The organism is Geobacillus thermocatenulatus (assembly GCF_002217655.1).
Classification (GTDB): domain Bacteria; phylum Bacillota; class Bacilli; order Bacillales; family Anoxybacillaceae; genus Geobacillus; species Geobacillus thermocatenulatus.
On record NZ_NEWK01000002.1, the window covers coordinates 870,498 to 887,789 of the forward strand.

The window sequence follows — 17,292 nt, forward strand, 5'->3', positions numbered from 1 at the left end:
CATAAGAAAAAGGCCGCTTTACTTTCGACTTTTGTTCACCATTGGCTTTAGGGGAATATGCAAGAAAAGGGTGTCCCAATCCTTTTGGGACACCCTCTTCTTTACTTATGGCACAAGCAATAGCTTGCCATGCGTTTTCCGCCCCTGCAGCAGCCGATGCACTTCAGAAGCCTGCTCAAGCGGGTAGACGCCGCCGATCATCAGCTTCAGGCTTCCTTCCTGCACCCACGCGAGCAATTCCCGCAGGCTTTGTTCGTACAACGTCCGCTTTTTCATGATTTGCGGCAAGAAAAAGCCGATCACCGACCAGTTTTTCGCCATCAGCCGGACTGGATTGAGACGCGTCATTTCCCCGCTCGCCGCACCGTAGACAACCAAGCGGCCGAACGGAGCGAGGCAATCGAGCGTCTGATGAAAGACATCGCCGCCCGCCATTTCCAAAGCGACATCGACGCCGCGCCCACCGGTCGCCTCCATCACGGCCGCCGCCCAGCTGTCTTTTGTATAATCAATGGTGACATCAGCACCAAGCTGTTTGGCGAGCGCCCGTTTTTCCTCCGTGCTTGCCGTGGCGATGACCGTTTTGGCGCCAAACCGTTTCGCCAATTGGACGGCAATCGTCCCAACGCCGCCGGCTGCGGCATGAACGAGCACCGTCTCCCCTTCTTCCAAGCGGCCCATCGTTTTGAGAATATGGTAGGCGCTTAGCCCTTGCACCGGCAAGGCCGCCGCCTGCCGGGCATCCATGCCATCCGGAAGCGGCACGACCGCCCGTTCATCGACAGCGACAAACTCAGCGTAGCCGCCGGATTCGATCAACGCGACGACGCGCTGCCCTGGGCGGACCGTTTGCACCTCCGAACCAACTTCGCGGACAACGCCGGCCACTTCCGTCCCAGGTGTGAACGGAAGCGGCGTCGGCACAACGTAGCGCCCTTCCCGCCGAGCTGTATCCGCATAGTTGACGCCAATCGCTTCCGCTTCAATCACGACTTGCCGCCCCGTGGGTTTCGGACGTTCGCCTTCGCAAACACGCAAGACATCCGGTCCACCGTATTCCACGAATTGGACAAATTTCATGGCGATATCCCCTCTTTCATTACGTTTGTCGACGCCATATCGCGCAGTTCCGGGCCGAACGGCCCCAGCTCAAGTTTTGGAACAGCAGAAAGCGACCCGTGCCGGTTGATGTAGTCGATTTCTTTTTCCAAGCCGTACGCCGTCATCCAACGGCCGACGCGCGAGGCAGACAGCACTTCTTTCGCCTTCCCTTCATCCGAATATTGCCGGTAAAAGAGCCATGCGGCCATCGCGCTGTCGGACAGCTCCGCCGCGTTGATCCCTTGCTCGATCAAGCAGTGCATAAAGTAACCGGCGCCATAAAAATCTTCCAGGCAAAAGCGGCCGGACGAGCCAGAGCAGATCGCGATAATCGTTTCCTCTCGGTGCCATTGGCAAATATGCTCGCTGACCGCCGGGCTGTTCAGCAAGCTCGCCGCGTACACCGCACGGGCTGGCTGAGCTCTGCGAATCGCCACCGTGCCATTGGTCGTCGATAGCACGACTGTTTTCCCTGAACAAACGGTTTGCAAAAACAACGGCGCCGGCGGATGAAAACCGGCGATCGTCCGCCCTTCGTATTCGCCGACGAGCTCATAGCTGCCCTCTGGCAAGCGAAGCGCGATCTCCTTGGCCTCCTCGGCATCGCGCACCGGGATCACCGAACGAGCGCCGGCAGAGAGCGTTGCCGTAATCGACGAGGTGGCAAGCAAAACATCGAACACGACAGCCACCTTTCGATCAGCAAGCGCCATCTCATCAATGTCTTCTTTGCGCAGCACGACATGCACTTTTGTCATCACGCCGCCTCACCGTCCTGTCGCCAGCTGCCATGCATGCTCAATGAGCGCTTCGACAAACTGGCCAAAATGGCGAAACCGCTCATCGTTCGTCTGTCCGCGGCGATAGCGGTAATAAATTTGCTGGCAAATGACCGCTAATTTAAAGTAGGCAAACGTCAAATACACGTGCATATTGGAAACATCACGACCGCTTTTTTTCGCATATGCCTCAATAAACTGTTCGCGCGTATAAAAACCGGGACGGACGGTGACCGGCGCGCGGCCAAACCCACTTTTAATGAGTGGAGGATCGTCTTCCTCAATCCAATAACTCATGGCCACCGCCAAATCGGCAAGCGGATCCCCGACCGTCGACATCTCCCAATCAAACAGCCCAACCATTTTGGTGATGTCGTCTTTGGCAAACAAAGCGTTGTTCAGCTTGAAGTCGTAATGGATGACCGTTGCTTCACGCTGCGGTGGGATGTGGGAGGCAAGCCACTTCATCAGCGCCTCGGCTTCCGGAATATGATCCGTCTTGGCCCGCTCATAGCGCTGGATCCATCCGTGCACTTGCCGTTCCATAAACCCATCCGGCTTTACCATCTGAACGAGGCGTGTGTTCGTATAATCAATTTGATGGATACGGACAAGCGTCTCGACCATCGTCTCGGAGATGCCACGGCAAACGTCTTCTGTCGGGATGACGCCATCGGGAAAATCGCTGTCAATCACGACGCCTTGCCGCCGCTCCATGACGAAAAACGGACTGCCGATCACCGATTCGTCTTCACAAAAATAGAATGGTTTCGGCGCCAACGGGAACAGCGGATGGATTTCAGAAAGCCACGTGCTCTCCCGCTTCATATCGTGCGCTTTCGGCGGCACCGGGCCAAACGGCGGCCGGCGCAGCACTGCCTCCCACTCCCCACAGCGGAGCAAATACGTCAAATTCGACCGGCCGGCGGAAAATTGCTGGATCTCGAGCTCCCCATCCGGCATGTCCGGCAGCACCGTGCGCAAAAACTTGGCCAGCTTCCCTGCCGGCAGTTCTTCCCCCTTGCGCACTGGAATAATCGCTGTCATCTCCCTCTCCCCCTTGGTCAACAATTCAAGCGCGCCATTGCCGCCGCACGAACAGCATCCATCGACACACCTCGGATCAAACTTGTTTGTCTCTCTTTTCACTCGGCTTTCGAGACAGACGGCGCGCTCATGCCATCAAGCAGGATCGCCACCATCTGCTTAGCCACCTCGGAATCGGTCAGCTCGCCCTCCGGACGAAACCATTGGTAGCTCCAATTGGCTGCCCCAAGAACGGTAAGCGTGGCGATCGATGGCGACAAATCGCAGCGCAGTTCACCGCTTTTCATTCCTTCCTCAATCAACGACTGCAGCCGATAGCGGAACAAATCGCGCTTTTCTTTTATTTTCTGTAAATGCTCTTCATTCAAATGCTTCATTTCACGAAAAAAAATACGCGCTTCCCGTCCCTGCCGTTCGACATTATGGATGAGCATGAAGACGATGTCATACAGTCGTTCCCGCACCGAGCGCTGTGCATCGCTTATAATCCGCTCCTCTTCGTCCAGCAGCCTTTCAATGTAGCGAAGATGAATATCCATCAACAGTTCTTCTTTGCTTGTAAAATAGTAATAAAACGTCCCTTTTGTCACTCCAAGGGTGTCAACGATGTCTTGGATCGATGTTTCGCTGAAGCCGTTTTGTTCAAACAGCTCAATGCTGGCAGCCATAATTTTCTCTTTCACGTTTTTACACCTCTTGCCTAAATTGTAGTCGCTGCCAGCTATTGTACCATAAAATGGCCAAGCCCGCTTCCGACTTGGCCGAAAACCGCCCTGTTATTGCGTGCGGGATGCTTCTTCACGCAAGGCGCGGCGCAAAATTTTCCCGACGTTCGTCTTTGGCAGTTCGGCGCGAAACTCAACGATGCGCGGCACTTTGTACGCCGCTAAGTTTTTCCGACAATGGGCAAGAATCTCTTCTTCGTTTGCCTGCATCCCATCTTTTAAGACGATGATCGCCTTCACCGTTTCGCCGCGGTACGGATCCGGCACGCCAACCGCCGCCGCCTCTCTCACCGCTGGATGTTCGTACAGCACTTCTTCAATTTCACGCGGATAAATGTTATAGCCGCCGGCGATGATCAGATCTTTTTTCCGGTCGACGATCGTCACATACCCTTCCTCGTCGATCGAGGCCAAATCGCCAGTGTACAGCCAACCGTCGCGCAGCGCCGCCGCCGTTTCCTCGGGCATGTTCCAATATCCTTTCATCACTTGCGGGCCGCGGATGATGAGCTCGCCGACTTCACCCGGCGGCAATTCCTGCGTGCCGGTCGCCACATCGACGACTTTGTATTCGGTGAGCGGCATGCCGATGCCGACCGTGCCCGGCTTGCGCGCCGCAAACGGCGGATTGCAATGCGTCACGGGCGATGCTTCCGACAAGCCGTATCCCTCAAGGACGACCGCTCCCGTTTTCGCTTCGAAGTCGCGCATCAATTCAAGCGGCATCGGCGCGCTGCCGCTGTTGCACGTTTTGATGCTGCTGATGCCGTACTGTTCGACGCCCGGCGTATTGGTAATCGCGACGTACATCGTCGGCACTCCCGGAAACACGGTCGGTTGCTTGTCGCGAATCGTCTCCAGCACTTCTTTCAGCTCAAAGCGCGGCAGCAAAATGTTTTCCGCTCCTTGGTAAATGGCCAAGTTCATTCCCGACGTCATCGCGAACACGTGGAACAACGGGATGACGGTTAAATATCGCTCTTTCCCGAACTCAAATGTCCCTTTGAAAAATTCGGCGCATTGCAAGACGTTGGCGAAAATGTTGCGGTGGGTGAGCATCGCCCCTTTGGAGCGCCCCGTCGTCCCGCCCGTATATTGCAATACAGCGATGTCGTGCGCCGGCTCGATCGGCACCGGGCGCACCGCTCCGCTTCCTGCGGCAAGAAATTCGTCAAATGTGACATCTCCTTCCGCGAGCGCAACGGACGGCGGCGCGCCAAGGCTGACGGTGACCGCCTGCTCGACGGCTGTTTCCCCTCTGACGGCGGCGAGGCGCGGATAAAGCGGTTCATAAATGACAATCATCTTGGCGCCGGAATCTTTGAGCAAATAGGCAAGTTCGCGCTCAACAAGCATCGGGTTCACTTGGGTGACGATGGCGCCCGCCTGCAAAATGCCGTAGTAAGCGATGACATACTGTGGGCAGTTCGGCAGCATAATCGCGACGCGGTCCCCTTTTTGTACGCCGCGCGCCTGCAGGCTTGAGGCAAAGCGGTTGACCGCGGCCGCGAGCTCGGCATAGGTGATCATCTTATCGTAAAATGTCAACGCCGGCTGGGAGCCGAATTCCCCCGCCCGTTCATGGAGCACATCGCATACGGTTTTATTCGGAATGTCGATATGAAACGACACATGCTCCGGATAAAGAGACAACGCCCGTTTTTCGCTCATTTGCGCTTCCTCCTTTTTTAATTAAATGCCGGTCGCGTGGCTGCCGCCGTCAACGACTAACAGCGCACCGGTGACAAACGCAGACGCCGGCGAGGCGAGAAACAGGACGGCGCCTTTTAAGTCATCCTCGCCGCCAAAGCGGCCAAGCGGCGTATGCTCGAGCACTTTTTGCCCCACTTGCTCGAGGACAACTCTTGACATTTTCGTCGGGAAAAAGCCCGGCGCCACCGCATTGACGCGAATGCCGTGCTTCCCCCATTTTGCCGCTAGGTCCCTCGTAAACGTAATGACCGCCCCTTTGCTCGTGTTGTAGCCGATTGTATTTAAAATGTCCGGGTGCGTGCCGCCAAGGCCGGCGACCGAAGCGATATTGACAATGGCGCCGCCTGTTTGTTTTTTAATCATCACTTTGCCGACCGCCTGACTCATGAGAAACGTGCCGGTCACATTGACGTTCATCACCTTTTGCCATGCCTCAAGCGGCATCTCTTCGACCGGCGCTCCCCACGTCGCTCCGCTGTTGTTCACCAAAATATCGATGCCACCAAACTCCTTCACCGTCGTTTCGACGACATGTTGGACATCTTCCGGATTCGTCACATCACACTTTAGCGCCAATGAACGGACGCCGAGCTGCTCCAGTTTTTCTTTCACTTGCTCGCACGCCTCCACTTTGCGCGAGCAGACGACAACGTTCGCCCCCGCTTCGGCGAGGCCGACGGCGATTTGCTCGCCGAGCCCGCGCCCGCCGCCGGTGACGATGGCGGTTTTTCCTTCGATTTTAAACAAGTCCAACACATGCATAAACGCCACTTCCTCTCCCTTTATTGTTCATATGGCCGCAACTCAAGCTTGGCTACTTGCTCTTTATGCACCTCATCCGGCCCGTCGGCCAACCGGAGCGTGCGCGAGTTCGCCCACATGGCGGCAAGCGGAAAATCGTTGCTCACCCCGGCGGCGCCAAACGCCTGTATGGCGCGGTCGATCACTTTTAAGGCGACATTCGGGGCAACAACTTTAATCATGGCAATTTCTTTGCGCGCCGCTTTGTTGCCGACCGTATCCATCATGTACGCTGCCTTCATTGTCAACAGACGCGCCTGTTCAATCTCAATGCGCGACTGGGCGATCCAATCGCGAATGACGCCATGGTCCGCAAGCCGCTTGCCGAACGCCACCCGTGACTGCACGCGCCGGCACATGAGCTCAAGCGCCCGCTCCGCCGCTCCAATCAAGCGCATGCAATGATGGATCCGCCCCGGGCCGAGCCGCCCTTGAGCGATGGCAAACCCTTTCCCTTCGCCCCAAATGATGTTCTCTTTCGGCACCCGCACGTTGTCATACGTAATCTCCGCATGCCCGTGCGGCGCATGGTCAAAGCCGAACACCGGCAGCATCCGTTCGATTTTCACCCCCGGCGTATCGAGCGGAACGATGATCATCGATTGCTGCTCATGCTTCGGGGCATCTGGGTTCGTTTTTCCCATCACGATGGCGACTTTGCAACGCGGGTCGCCAGCCCCGGACGACCACCATTTTCGTCCGTTGATGACGTATTCGTCGCCGTCGCGGACGATGGAGGCGCGAATGTTCGTCGCATCGCTTGACGCGACGTCCGGCTCCGTCATCGAAAAGCACGAGCGAATTTCGCCGTTCAAGAGCGGGATGAGCCATTTCTGCTTTTGCTCTTCTGTTCCATAGCGGACGAGCACCTCCATGTTGCCGGTATCGGGCGCATTGCAATTGAACACTTCCGGAGCGATGAGAGAGCGGCCCATAATTTCGCAAAGCGGAGCGTATTCGACGTTCGTTAAGCCGGCTCCGTATTCGCTGTCCGGCAAAAACAAATTCCAAAGCCCTTCTTTTTTCGCTTTTTCCTTCAGCTCCTCGATAATTGGGGGTACGCCTGACCATCTTGACTCTTGGGCATTCAGCTGCTCCTCATACACCCTCTCGTTCGGATAAATGTACTCCTCCATGAAAGCGCTTAATTTTTTGATCAACTCTTGGACTTTTGGTGAATAAGAAAAGTCCATCTCATCGCCTCCTATATACCAACCGGTTAGTATGTGCTCTTTATTTCTACTATACCTCGACCAAAAGAAATATTCAATATTTTTTGATAAATACGCCTCGCGTTCAAAAAAAGAGAGGACGAAGCCGCCCCCTGATTAATGTTCAATGTATCGTTTGTATAGTGCTTGTGTGCCGCTGTTTTCCTCGCCAGCTTGCGCCAACTCTTCGTACAGTTGTTTGGCGAGCGCCAGCCCTGGCAGCGGCAAGTTCATCCGCTCGGCTTCCTCCAGCGCAATTTTCATATCTTTAATGAAATGCTTGACGTAAAACCCAGGAGCAAAATCGCCTGACAACATGCGCGGCGCCAAGTTGCTCAGCGACCAGCTGCCGGCCGCCCCTTTGGCGATGCTCTCAAGCACGCGGAGCGGGTCAAGACCAGCCCGCTTCGCATACGCCATGGCCTCGCACACCCCAATCATGTTCGTCGCGATGGCGATTTGGTTGCACATTTTCGTATGCTGGCCGGCGCCGGCTCTCCCTTGCAGAATGATGTTGGCACCCATCCGCTCAAGGATCGGTTTGCACGCTAAAAACACGTCTTCGTCGCCGCCGACCATAATCGTCAACGTTCCTTCGCGCGCGCCGATGTCGCCGCCGGACACCGGGGCGTCCAACGCGTGAATCCCTTTTTGCTTGGCCGCTTCATAAATGGACTTCGCAAGCGTCGGTGTTGACGTCGTCATATCGATGACATATGTTCCCGGCCGCGCGTTCTCCAAAATGCCGCCTTCGCCAAAATACACTTGCTCGACATCGTGAGGATAGCCGACCATCGTGATGACGACATCCGACTCCCGCGCCAAATCAGCGACCATTTCCTTCCAAACCGCTCCTTCTTGAAGCAAACCTTCCGCCTTTTCTCTTGTGCGCGTATAGACGAGAAGCGGATAGCCCGCCTTCAGCAAGTGGCGCGCCATGCTTTTCCCCATGACGCCAAGGCCGATGAATCCGATCGTTTTCATCCGGTCTCCCCTCCTGTCGGTTTGCCTTAAATCGCCTTCACCATGCCGCCATCGACAATGAGCGCTTGACCAGTAACGTACGAATTCGCTTCGGACAGCAAGAAGACGACGACATTGGCAAACTCTTCCGGGGTTCCGTAGCGGCCGAGCGGAATGGCGCTTTTCATGCGCGCTTCCATTTCTTCTTTCGTAATGCCGAGTTTCTCGGCATTCACTTTGTCCAAAAAGGCGACGCGCTCCGTCGCGATCCGACCAGGAGCTACCGTATTGATTAAAATGCCATCCGGAGCCAGCTCAACAGCAAGCGTTTTCGTCAGCCCAACGATGCCAGTGCGGAACGTGTTGGATAAAATAAGTCCCGAAATCGGCTCTTTAATCGATGATGAGGCGATGTTGACAATTTTCCCCCCCTTTTTCTTTAAGTAAGGGAGCGCTTCGCGAATGAGGCGAATATAGCTCAACAAATTGAGCTCAAACGCATATTGCCAGTCTTCGTCGCTCACCGTTTCAAACGTTCCCGCCGGAGGGCCGCCGGCGTTGTTGACGAGCAAATCGATCGTCCCAAACGTTTCGACCGTTTTGGCGACAAGCTGGCGAATGTCGTCGGCGTTGGTGACATCTGTGCGTGTATAAGCGACGCGTCCCTTATGTAAACTGTTCAATTCTTCCGCCACTTCGTGCAACTTTTCTTCGTTTCGGCTCGTGATCATCACGTTTGTTCCTTCAAGCACAAGTGCCCGGGCGATCGCCTTGCCAAGCCCTTGGCTCGAGGCGGCGACAAGCGCTGTTTTTCCCGCCAATCCAAGTTCCATCGTCATCCCTCCAACAAAAGAATGGTGTTACGTAACCATATTCGCGCTCATTCGTCATTTTCCTTCTTTCGATCAGCGAAAAAAGTGATCCGCTGGACGGATCACCTCTCTTCGAAAAGCGACTGAAACCGTTTCATCCCTTCCTCGACGTCAAGACAATCAACGTGAAACGGATTCGGATTGGCAGCCTTCATCGGATCAGCATCAGTCCGCACCCCAATCGCCTCGGCGCCGTCGACAGTCGGATCGTTGATGACGCTTTCGCGGGCGCCGTCGCGGTAAAACATGTGCGGGTGATCGTTTCGTCCACGCTCTGGCATCAAATTCCCCCCTTTTTTCCGGTAGTGTTCCGTAAGACATGGAAAATCATTCACCGATCAAGGAAAGGCGGGGAAAAAGAAAGAGCCCGCACATCGCAGGCTCCTCTTTTCCTTTTCAGCTTTCAAGCAGCAAATCTTCCGGATTTTCGATTAAGTCTTTCACCGTTTTTAAGAATCCTACGGCCTCTTTGCCGTCGATGATGCGGTGGTCGTACGACAAGGCAACGTACATCATCGGCCGGTTTTCGATCCGCTCTTCATCGATGGCGACCGGGCGCAGTTTGATCGAATGCATCCCTAAAATGCCAACTTGCGGGCCGTTGAGAAGCGGGGTCGACAACAATGAACCGAACACGCCGCCGTTGGTGATCGTAAACGTGCCGCCTTGCAAATCGGCAAGCGACAACTTATTGCTGCGCGCTTTTGCGGCCAATTCGGCAATGTCGCGCTCAATTTCAGCGAAGTTTTTCCGGTCGCAGTCGCGCACAACCGGAACGACAAGCCCTTCGTCCGTCGATACAGCAACGCCGATATCGTAATATTTTTTCAGCAAAATTTCATCGCCTTGAATTTCCGCGTTGACGTACGGATATTTTTTCAGCGCAGCGACGGCCGCTTTGACGAAAAAGGACATAAAGCCAAGGCGGACGTCATGCTCTTCGAAAAATTTATCTTTTTTCCGCTTGCGCAGATCGATGACCGCCGACATGTCAATTTCGTTGAACGTCGTCAACATCGCGGTCGTTTGCGTCACTTCCAGCAGCCGTTTGGCGATCGTTTGCCGACGGCGCGACATTTTTTCGCGGATGACCGGCTTGCCGGCCTCAGCGGCTGGAACGGCAGCCGGGGTCGGCGCGGTTTGCGGAGCCGGCTGCGGGGCGGCGGCCGGTTGGGCGGCAAACGAAGCGACGTCTTGTTTGCGCACGCGCCCGAGCGGATCAGCCGTTGGCACTTGCGTCAAGTCGATCCCTTTTTCACGCGCCATTTTCCGGGCGGCCGGAGAGGCGATTGGCCGTTGGCTCGGCGCCTGGGCAACCGCTACCGGCTGCGGTGTTTGCTGCTCGGCGCGATCAGCTGGCATGACCGTTTCCGTTTCATCAACCGGCTCCGAGGCCGCTTCTGAAGCAGCTGGAGCCGATGCCGCTCCTTCTCCGATGATGGCGATCGCTTGACCGACCGCAACCGTATCGCCTTCATTGGCAAGCAGCTGCTGCAAAACGCCCGACTCTTCCGCCATAATTTCCACGTTCACTTTATCCGTTTCAAGCTCGCAAATCGATTCTCCTTTTTCCACGTAGTCGCCCGGCTTTTTCAGCCATTGGGCGATTGTGCCTTCCGTGATGGACTCTGCTAATTCTGGGACTTTGATTTCAGCCACGTTGATGCCCTCCTCAAACGTTCCGTAATCATCGCTCATGTTTCGTCAATGCACAGCGAATAATGCGCTCTTGCTCTTTCCGGTGAACGACCGGATCGCCCTCCGCCGGGCTCGCCCGCCGGCGCCGCCCGATGTAGCTGACGTCGACGCCTTCCGAAGCGACAGCCCGCAGGCGCGGCTCCATATACGTCCACGCCCCCATGTTTTTCGGTTCTTCCTGCACCCATACGAGCTCTTTGACATTCGGATAGCGGGCGATGATGTCTCTCACCGCTTCTTCCGGGAACGGATACAGCTCTTCAATGCGCACAATATGCAGCCAGTCAAGACCTTCCATTTTGCCGATTTGTTCCGCCAAATCGATCATCAATTTTCCGGTGCCAAACACGATGCGTTCCACTTGGCCAGCGTCAGCGCCCAATCCCGGCTGTTCGAGCACCGGCGAGAACGCACCGTCAACGAACGCTTCCGCATCCGACGCCGCCAGCGGATGACGGAGCAAGCTTTTTGGCGTCATAATGATGAGCGGACGCACTTCTTCTCTTGTCAACAGCGCCGCCTGCCGCCGCAAAATATGGAAATATTGCGCGGCCGTCGATAAATTGGCAACCGTCCAGTTGTTTTCCGCCGCCAACTGCAAAAAGCGCTCGACGCGGCCGCTTGAATGTTCAGGGCCTTGCCCTTCGTAGCCGTGTGGCAAGAGCATGACAAGCCCGGATTTTTGCCCCCATTTCGCCCGGCCGGATGAAATGAATTGATCAAACATCACTTGCGCCATGTTGGCAAAATCGCCAAACTGCGCTTCCCACAGCACGAGCGTCTCCGGGGCGTACACGTTGTAGCCGTATTCATAGCCGAGCACGGCCGCTTCCGTCAGCGGGCTGTTGTACACAACAAACGAAGCTTTCGCGCCGCTGATATGGTGAAGCGGCACATACTCTTTGCCGGTTTTGACGTCATGCAGCACTAAATGGCGCTGTGCGAACGTGCCGCGCTGCGAATCTTGACCAGTCAGACGGATCGGCACCCCGTCTTGCAAAATGGTGGCGAACGCCAAAATTTCCGCATGCGCCCAATCGACTTTGCCGTTTTGCGCAAACACGCCGCTTCGCCGTTTTAAAATGCGCTCAAGCTTGTTAAAGACGTTGAATCCGTCCGGAAACTCCAGCAATTCTTCGTTCACACGATGGAGCACGTCTTTCGCCACGCCCGTTTTCACTTCCGGCAGCCGATCGACGACCGGTTTGGGCGGATCCATGATGAAATCAAGCTCGTCTTCGTTTTTCGGCACCCGCTCGTAGGCGATTTTCAGCCGTTCCGCCACCTCTTGCTCCATTTCGTCGACTTCCCGCTCGGTGATGATCCCTTTTTCCATCAATTTTTGCGCATACAGCTGGCGTACGGTCGGATGTTGGTGGATGATCGCGTACATCGTCGGGTTCGTCGCCATCGGCTCATCCATTTCATTATGACCGAAACGGCGGTAACCGATTAGGTCAATGACAAAGTCTTTTTTAAACCGCTGGCGGTAGGCAAACGCCAAGCATGCGGCCGCCAAACAAGCCTCCGGGTCGTCGGCATTGACGTGCACAATCGGCACCTCAAACCCTTTCGCCATATCGGAAGCATACGTCGTCGAGCGTGAATCGTAACTCTCCGTCGTAAAGCCGATCATGTTATTGGCGATGATATGGATCGTCCCGCCGGTCGTATAGCCGCGCAGCTGGCTTAAGTTGAGCGTTTCCGCGACGATCCCTTGTCCCGGGAACGCGGCATCGCCGTGAATCAAGATGGCAAACGACGCATCCGTATTTTGCACCGGCACTCCTGGTTTTGTCCGATCTTCTTGCGCAGCGCGCGTGTAGCCAAGCACAACCGGATTGACCACTTCGAGATGGCTTGGGTTGTTCGCGAGCGTAATCCGCATCGTATGCGCGCTTTTATTGCGAAGGCGGCGCGCCGCCCCTAAGTGGTATTTGACATCGCCCGTCCACCCGTACGTAATCGCCACTGCCCCTTCAGACGGAATGAAATTTTTGCTTTCCGCATGCTGAAACTCGGCGAAAATCATTTCGTACGGCTTGCCGAGCACGTGAGCCAGCACGTTCAACCGGCCGCGGTGCGCCATGCCGATGTTGACGGCGTCGATTTCATGCTCGATCGCCTGTCTGACAAGTTCATCCAAAAGCGGCACCATGGAATCAAGCCCTTCGATCGAAAACCGTTTTTGCCCGACATACGTCCGGTGGATGAACTTTTCAAACCCTTCCACTTCCGTCAGGCGGCGCAACAAAGCGACCCGCTCTTTGTTCGCCAAGCTCGGGTAATACGCTCCGGACTCGATTTGCTGAATGAGCCAGTTCCTCTCTTCGAGATTATGTACTTGCGAGAATTCGAACGCGATTTTGTCCGTGTAAATTTTGCGCAAATGCAAGATGGCGTCCCAGCCGTTTTTGACATGCGCCGGAGCGTGGGGACAAAGAAACGCGACCGGAATGCGCTTTAAATCCTCTTCCGTTAAATCGTATTCGTCAAGCTCCAAGCGGCGCAGCTTTTTCTCCTTTTTGACAAGCGGATTCGTATCAGCAGCCAGATGGCCGTAATGGCGAATGCTGTCCGCCAGCTTGACGGCAGCGACAAGCTTGCTGAAAATCGTCGGCGTCTCCGGCAGCCGGAACGTTTGATGCGTTTTGGCCGCCTCGTCATCCGCAGAAGAAACCGGTTCTTCCAAAACCGGCGCCCCCCACTGTTCAAACAGTTGCTTCAGTTCCGGGTCGATGCTGTTAGGGTCATCGAGGTACTGTTCATACATGTCGATGACATAACCGAGGTTCGGCCCGTAAAACTGGCTCCACGGTTGAGCGTAGTTTGTCTGCTTTGCCATCGTGAAAAAACCTCCACCTTGTTTTCGCATCGTTCGGGCTGGCAACAGCTATGCATGAAAGTCCTCATTTCGCTGCCAGCATCCCCAAACGTACAGCAAAATAACGGTATAAACGTTTTCACTGTTTATTTTAGCACTATCGCTCACTAAAATCGACGAAGAAGCTGAAAAAATTTCACTTATTATCACTGTATGAATACACTCGGCTGGAGGCGATAAAAAGAACGCCCCGCTGCCATCAGGGCGTCCTCTGCTTTTTATGAAATTTTGAACTTCTCCACCAGTTGTTTCAACTGCCGGCTCATTTCGCTTAACGCCTCCGCCGATTCGGTCACCGTCGAAAGCGCCTGCAGCTGGTCATCAGCCGAAGCAGCCACTTCTTCCGCCGCTGCCGCTGCTTGTTGGGCGATGGCGGCGATGTTTTGCATCGCTCCGACGACATCGTCTTTGCTCGCGTTCATCCGCTTTGCTTCCTCCATAATCCCAGCAAGCGCATCAGCCACTTGCTCCATCATGTCGGTGATTTTGACAAACGAATCGCCGGTCGTGTGCACCGCTTCCCGCTGTTCGTCGTACGCCTGCTTGGAGCGGCTGACCGCCTCGATCGCCAATCCGGCCTGCTGCTGGATGGCGGCGATCGTCGCGCGGATCATCTCCGTCGCTTTCGCGGATTGTTCGGCCAGCTTGCGCACTTCATCAGCGACAACGGCAAACCCTTTCCCATGCTCGCCGGCGCGCGCCGCCTCGATGCTGGCGTTTAACGCCAGCAAATTCGTCTGTCCAGAAATGGCTGTGATCGTTTGAATGACATCGTCAATTTCTTTCATTTTTTTCACAAGGTCGTTAATGACGTTTTCTACTGACTCCAGCTCATGTTTCGCTTCTTCCGATTTTTTCTGCAAAATGTTTAAATGCTCCAAGCCATCGTAGCTCGCGGTTTTCGTTTCATCGGAAAGCGACTCCATGCCAGCCGTCGCATTCGCAACCGCTTCGATTTGCTGCGACAGCGTCGTCGTCCGCTCATTGATCGTATCAAGACTTCCTGCTTGATCGGTTGTTCCTTTGGCAATTTCGCCGATCGCTTTCGCCACTTGTTCGCTTGTCGCCATCGTTTCTTCCGAGACAGCGCTCAAATGGTCGGCCGAAGCGGCAAGTTCATGAACAGAACGGTTAACCTCACCTATCAACTCACGCATATGCTCAATCATAACATTAAAATGATGGGCCAATCGGCCAATCTCGTCTTTCGTTGCCACCTTTACTTGAACGGTCAAGTTTCCTTGAGCTACCTTTTCTACCTGTTCTTGCAACATCCTTATCGGCTTTGTAATCGAACGAGCTAAGAAATAGACGAAAACGGAAGACAGAATGAGAGCAATTCCTGTGATCACGGCCATATACCATCCCAGAGTACGGCTCATGGCCAATAATTCTTTTTCTTTATACACAACTCCTACCTTCCATCCAAGTTCAGGAATGGTGGTAAAATAGACGATTCGCTTCTCTCCGTTTCGTTCATAATGATGAATCCCTTTCTCATGTTCCAAAATATACTGCACTGCTTGATCATTGGACATATTTTGACCTTTATATTCGGGGTGAACCACTGCCGTACCTTTCTTATCAAACAAGACGGGATACCCATTGTAACCTACATCAGTCGAACCAACAATTTTGGACACTGTATCGAGCGTCATGTCGATCCCGATGACAGCAGAAGTATGACCATTATCGCTTACTGCTTTCGCCAAAGTGACAACATACTTTCCAGTAATCGCGTCAATATACGGATCTGTCCAGATAACTTCATCAGGGCGATTCACTGCCTCTTGGTACCAAGGGCGACTTGTCGGATCATATCCTTTTGGAAATTGAGCATTTGGGGTAACATAAATGCGTTTTTTTTCAGTCCCTATGTAAATAAATTGCACATTTTCATGCAAACGCAAAAAAGTCTGGAACTGATGTTTCAAAGCAGGCCACATGCTCTCTTGATGCACCATTTGCAAGGTAGTTGGTGATTCGCTTAACTGGGCTAAGCTGTTCTCTTCACTTTGAAAACTAAGTCGAATATTGGTTAGCAACCCTTCAATGGCGGATTTCGCTCTTTCTTCTGCATCCTTATTCACCATTGAGCTCATTTGGGCAACACCTACTAACTGAGTCACAAGCATCGACACGACTAGCAAAGAGACCATCAAAGTAATCAGTTTGCTGCGCAATGTCCGGAACACTCGCTATTTCTCCCCTCTGTTTCCTCTTTTTGTCGCACTGATTTTCATTATACAAAGGACGATCAGCCCCCGTCTATAGGAGGACCTTCTTAATTCATACATAACGAATCGACGCACATGAGACAATAAACGAGAGGAAGGTGAATGACAATGGGCGCCATCGAACACGAAGGATATCGATTTGAGATCGAATACAGCGTCCTGTTGCAAAAAGGGGCGCTGCACGTTTATCGAGACGGTGAATTGATTGAGGAAATTGAGTTTGCATTTTGCGGCGAAAAGCCCGATGAACAGCAAATCGAAGCGCTTGCGAGCGAGTATGTCGAGCAAAAAACCTCCGGCCGCTGTTAGTTGTCGGAGGCTTTTCTTGCCATTTTTTCGCGTTTTCCGTTATGATGAAGGTAAAAAAGCAAGGGGGATCGGCATGTACGATAAACGTTTATACGTCTTTGACGGCAACACCCCGCGCGAAGCGGTCATCCGCAACTATACGACAGACGACTTCGCTGATCTCATCCGCGTGCAGCAAGAAAGTTTTCCGCCCCCGTTTCCATCGGAGTTATGGTGGAACGAACAACAGCTTCACAACCATGTCACCTTGTTTCCCGAAGGAGCGCTTTGCGTCGAAGTCGACGGGCGCATCGTCGGATCGATGACCGGCTTGATCGTTGACTTTGATCCAGCCCATGCCGATCATACATGGGAAGAGATCACCGACGGCGGCTACATCCGCAACCACCGCCCGGATGGAAACACGCTGTATGTCGTCGACATTTGCGTCTCGCCGCCATACCGGAAGCTCGGCCTCGGCAAATGGCTCATGCAGTCGATGTATGAAGTCGTCGTCCATCTCGGCCTTGACCGGCTGCTCGGCGGCGGGCGGATGCCTGGCTACCATCGACATGCGGCTGAACTATCGCCGGAAGCCTACATCGACAAAGTCGTTGCTGGCGAGCTGAGCGATCCGGTCATTACGTTTTTGCTCCGTTGCGGGCGAACGCCGCTTGCGATTGTCCGGAATTATTTAGAAGACGAAGAATCGATCAACCATGCCGTGTTAATGGAATGGCGCAATCCATTTAGGCAGATGACCAAAAAAAATTAACAGACACCAAATGACAGGAATTGTCGGCAACGAACGCAAAAATAAGGTTCATCACCACAACGTGTACTTGACAAGCGAGGCTTTTTCTCGTGTCACCATGTAGGAAAATCGTTGATTTACTGATTTTCCTTATGCATGTAAGCAAGACATGATCTGAAACAGTCAAGTACAACTTTTGGTGAAGAGCTACAAGATCAA

15 protein-coding genes are annotated in these 17,292 nt (G+C 54.1%); 2 read left to right on the top strand and 13 right to left on the bottom strand.

The genetic code is table 11. The annotated features are described in order from the left end of the window. Window positions 1-105: 105 nt before the first annotated feature. From B9L19_RS13245 to B9L19_RS13305, 13 genes are all read right to left on the bottom strand, one after another. Entirely contained in the window at window positions 106-1,080 is a 975-nt protein-coding gene (locus B9L19_RS13245) for a quinone oxidoreductase family protein (protein ID WP_025949670.1), read from the bottom strand. Further along, a complete protein-coding gene (locus B9L19_RS13250; protein WP_025949669.1) occupies window positions 1,077-1,859 on the bottom strand; it encodes a 2-phosphosulfolactate phosphatase in 783 nt (260 codons plus the stop codon). The genes B9L19_RS13245 and B9L19_RS13250 overlap by 4 nt, the downstream gene beginning before the upstream one ends. Window positions 1,860-1,868: 9 nt before the next feature. Then, window positions 1,869-2,927, bottom strand: coding sequence for a phosphotransferase family protein (locus B9L19_RS13255; protein WP_025949668.1), 1,059 nt, complete (start codon window positions 2,925-2,927; stop codon window positions 1,869-1,871). A gap of 98 nt (window positions 2,928-3,025) precedes the next feature. Next, the gene (locus B9L19_RS13260; protein ID WP_025949667.1) at window positions 3,026-3,610 is read right to left on the bottom strand and encodes a TetR/AcrR family transcriptional regulator; all 585 of its coding nucleotides are present in this window, start codon (window positions 3,608-3,610) and stop codon (window positions 3,026-3,028) included. A 93-nt stretch (window positions 3,611-3,703) separates the two neighbouring features. Next, window positions 3,704-5,323 (bottom strand): long-chain-fatty-acid--CoA ligase, encoded by a 1,620-nt coding sequence (locus tag B9L19_RS13265; RefSeq protein ID WP_025949666.1) that lies wholly within the window; start codon window positions 5,321-5,323, stop codon window positions 3,704-3,706. Between the two features lie 21 nt (window positions 5,324-5,344). Then, window positions 5,345-6,127 (bottom strand): SDR family oxidoreductase, encoded by a 783-nt coding sequence (locus B9L19_RS13270; RefSeq protein ID WP_025949665.1) that lies wholly within the window; start codon window positions 6,125-6,127, stop codon window positions 5,345-5,347. A gap of 20 nt (window positions 6,128-6,147) precedes the next feature. Further along, window positions 6,148-7,359: an acyl-CoA dehydrogenase gene (locus B9L19_RS13275; RefSeq protein ID WP_025949664.1), complete on the bottom strand. Its 1,212-nt coding sequence runs from the start codon at window positions 7,357-7,359 to the stop codon at window positions 6,148-6,150. A gap of 135 nt (window positions 7,360-7,494) precedes the next feature. After that, window positions 7,495-8,361: an NAD(P)-dependent oxidoreductase gene (locus B9L19_RS13280; RefSeq protein ID WP_025949663.1), complete on the bottom strand. Its 867-nt coding sequence runs from the start codon at window positions 8,359-8,361 to the stop codon at window positions 7,495-7,497. A gap of 26 nt (window positions 8,362-8,387) precedes the next feature. Further along, entirely contained in the window at window positions 8,388-9,173 is a 786-nt protein-coding gene (locus tag B9L19_RS13285; RefSeq protein ID WP_047753406.1) for an SDR family oxidoreductase, read from the bottom strand. 101 nt (window positions 9,174-9,274) lie between these two features. Further along, the gene (locus B9L19_RS13290) at window positions 9,275-9,493 is read right to left on the bottom strand and encodes a hypothetical protein (RefSeq protein WP_025949661.1); all 219 of its coding nucleotides are present in this window, start codon (window positions 9,491-9,493) and stop codon (window positions 9,275-9,277) included. Between the two features lie 115 nt (window positions 9,494-9,608). Beyond that, window positions 9,609-10,871 (bottom strand): 2-oxoglutarate dehydrogenase complex dihydrolipoyllysine-residue succinyltransferase, encoded by a 1,263-nt coding sequence (gene odhB / locus B9L19_RS13295; RefSeq protein ID WP_047753410.1) that lies wholly within the window; start codon window positions 10,869-10,871, stop codon window positions 9,609-9,611. Between the two features lie 28 nt (window positions 10,872-10,899). Continuing rightward, complete coding sequence (locus B9L19_RS13300; RefSeq protein WP_025949659.1) at window positions 10,900-13,755, bottom strand: 2-oxoglutarate dehydrogenase E1 component; 2,856 nt, start codon at window positions 13,753-13,755, stop codon at window positions 10,900-10,902. Window positions 13,756-14,012: 257 nt separating this feature from the next. Next, on the bottom strand, window positions 14,013-15,989 hold the full coding sequence (locus tag B9L19_RS13305) for a methyl-accepting chemotaxis protein (RefSeq protein WP_047753407.1): 1,977 nt from the start codon (window positions 15,987-15,989) through the stop codon (window positions 14,013-14,015). Between the two features lie 150 nt (window positions 15,990-16,139). Between B9L19_RS13305 and B9L19_RS13310 the strand changes: the two genes are divergently transcribed. Beyond that, window positions 16,140-16,340: a YbxH family protein gene (locus tag B9L19_RS13310; RefSeq protein ID WP_047753408.1), complete on the top strand. Its 201-nt coding sequence runs from the start codon at window positions 16,140-16,142 to the stop codon at window positions 16,338-16,340. A gap of 73 nt (window positions 16,341-16,413) precedes the next feature. Next, entirely contained in the window at window positions 16,414-17,094 is a 681-nt protein-coding gene (locus tag B9L19_RS13315) for a GNAT family N-acetyltransferase (protein WP_025949656.1), read from the top strand. Window positions 17,095-17,292: the final 198 nt, after the last annotated feature.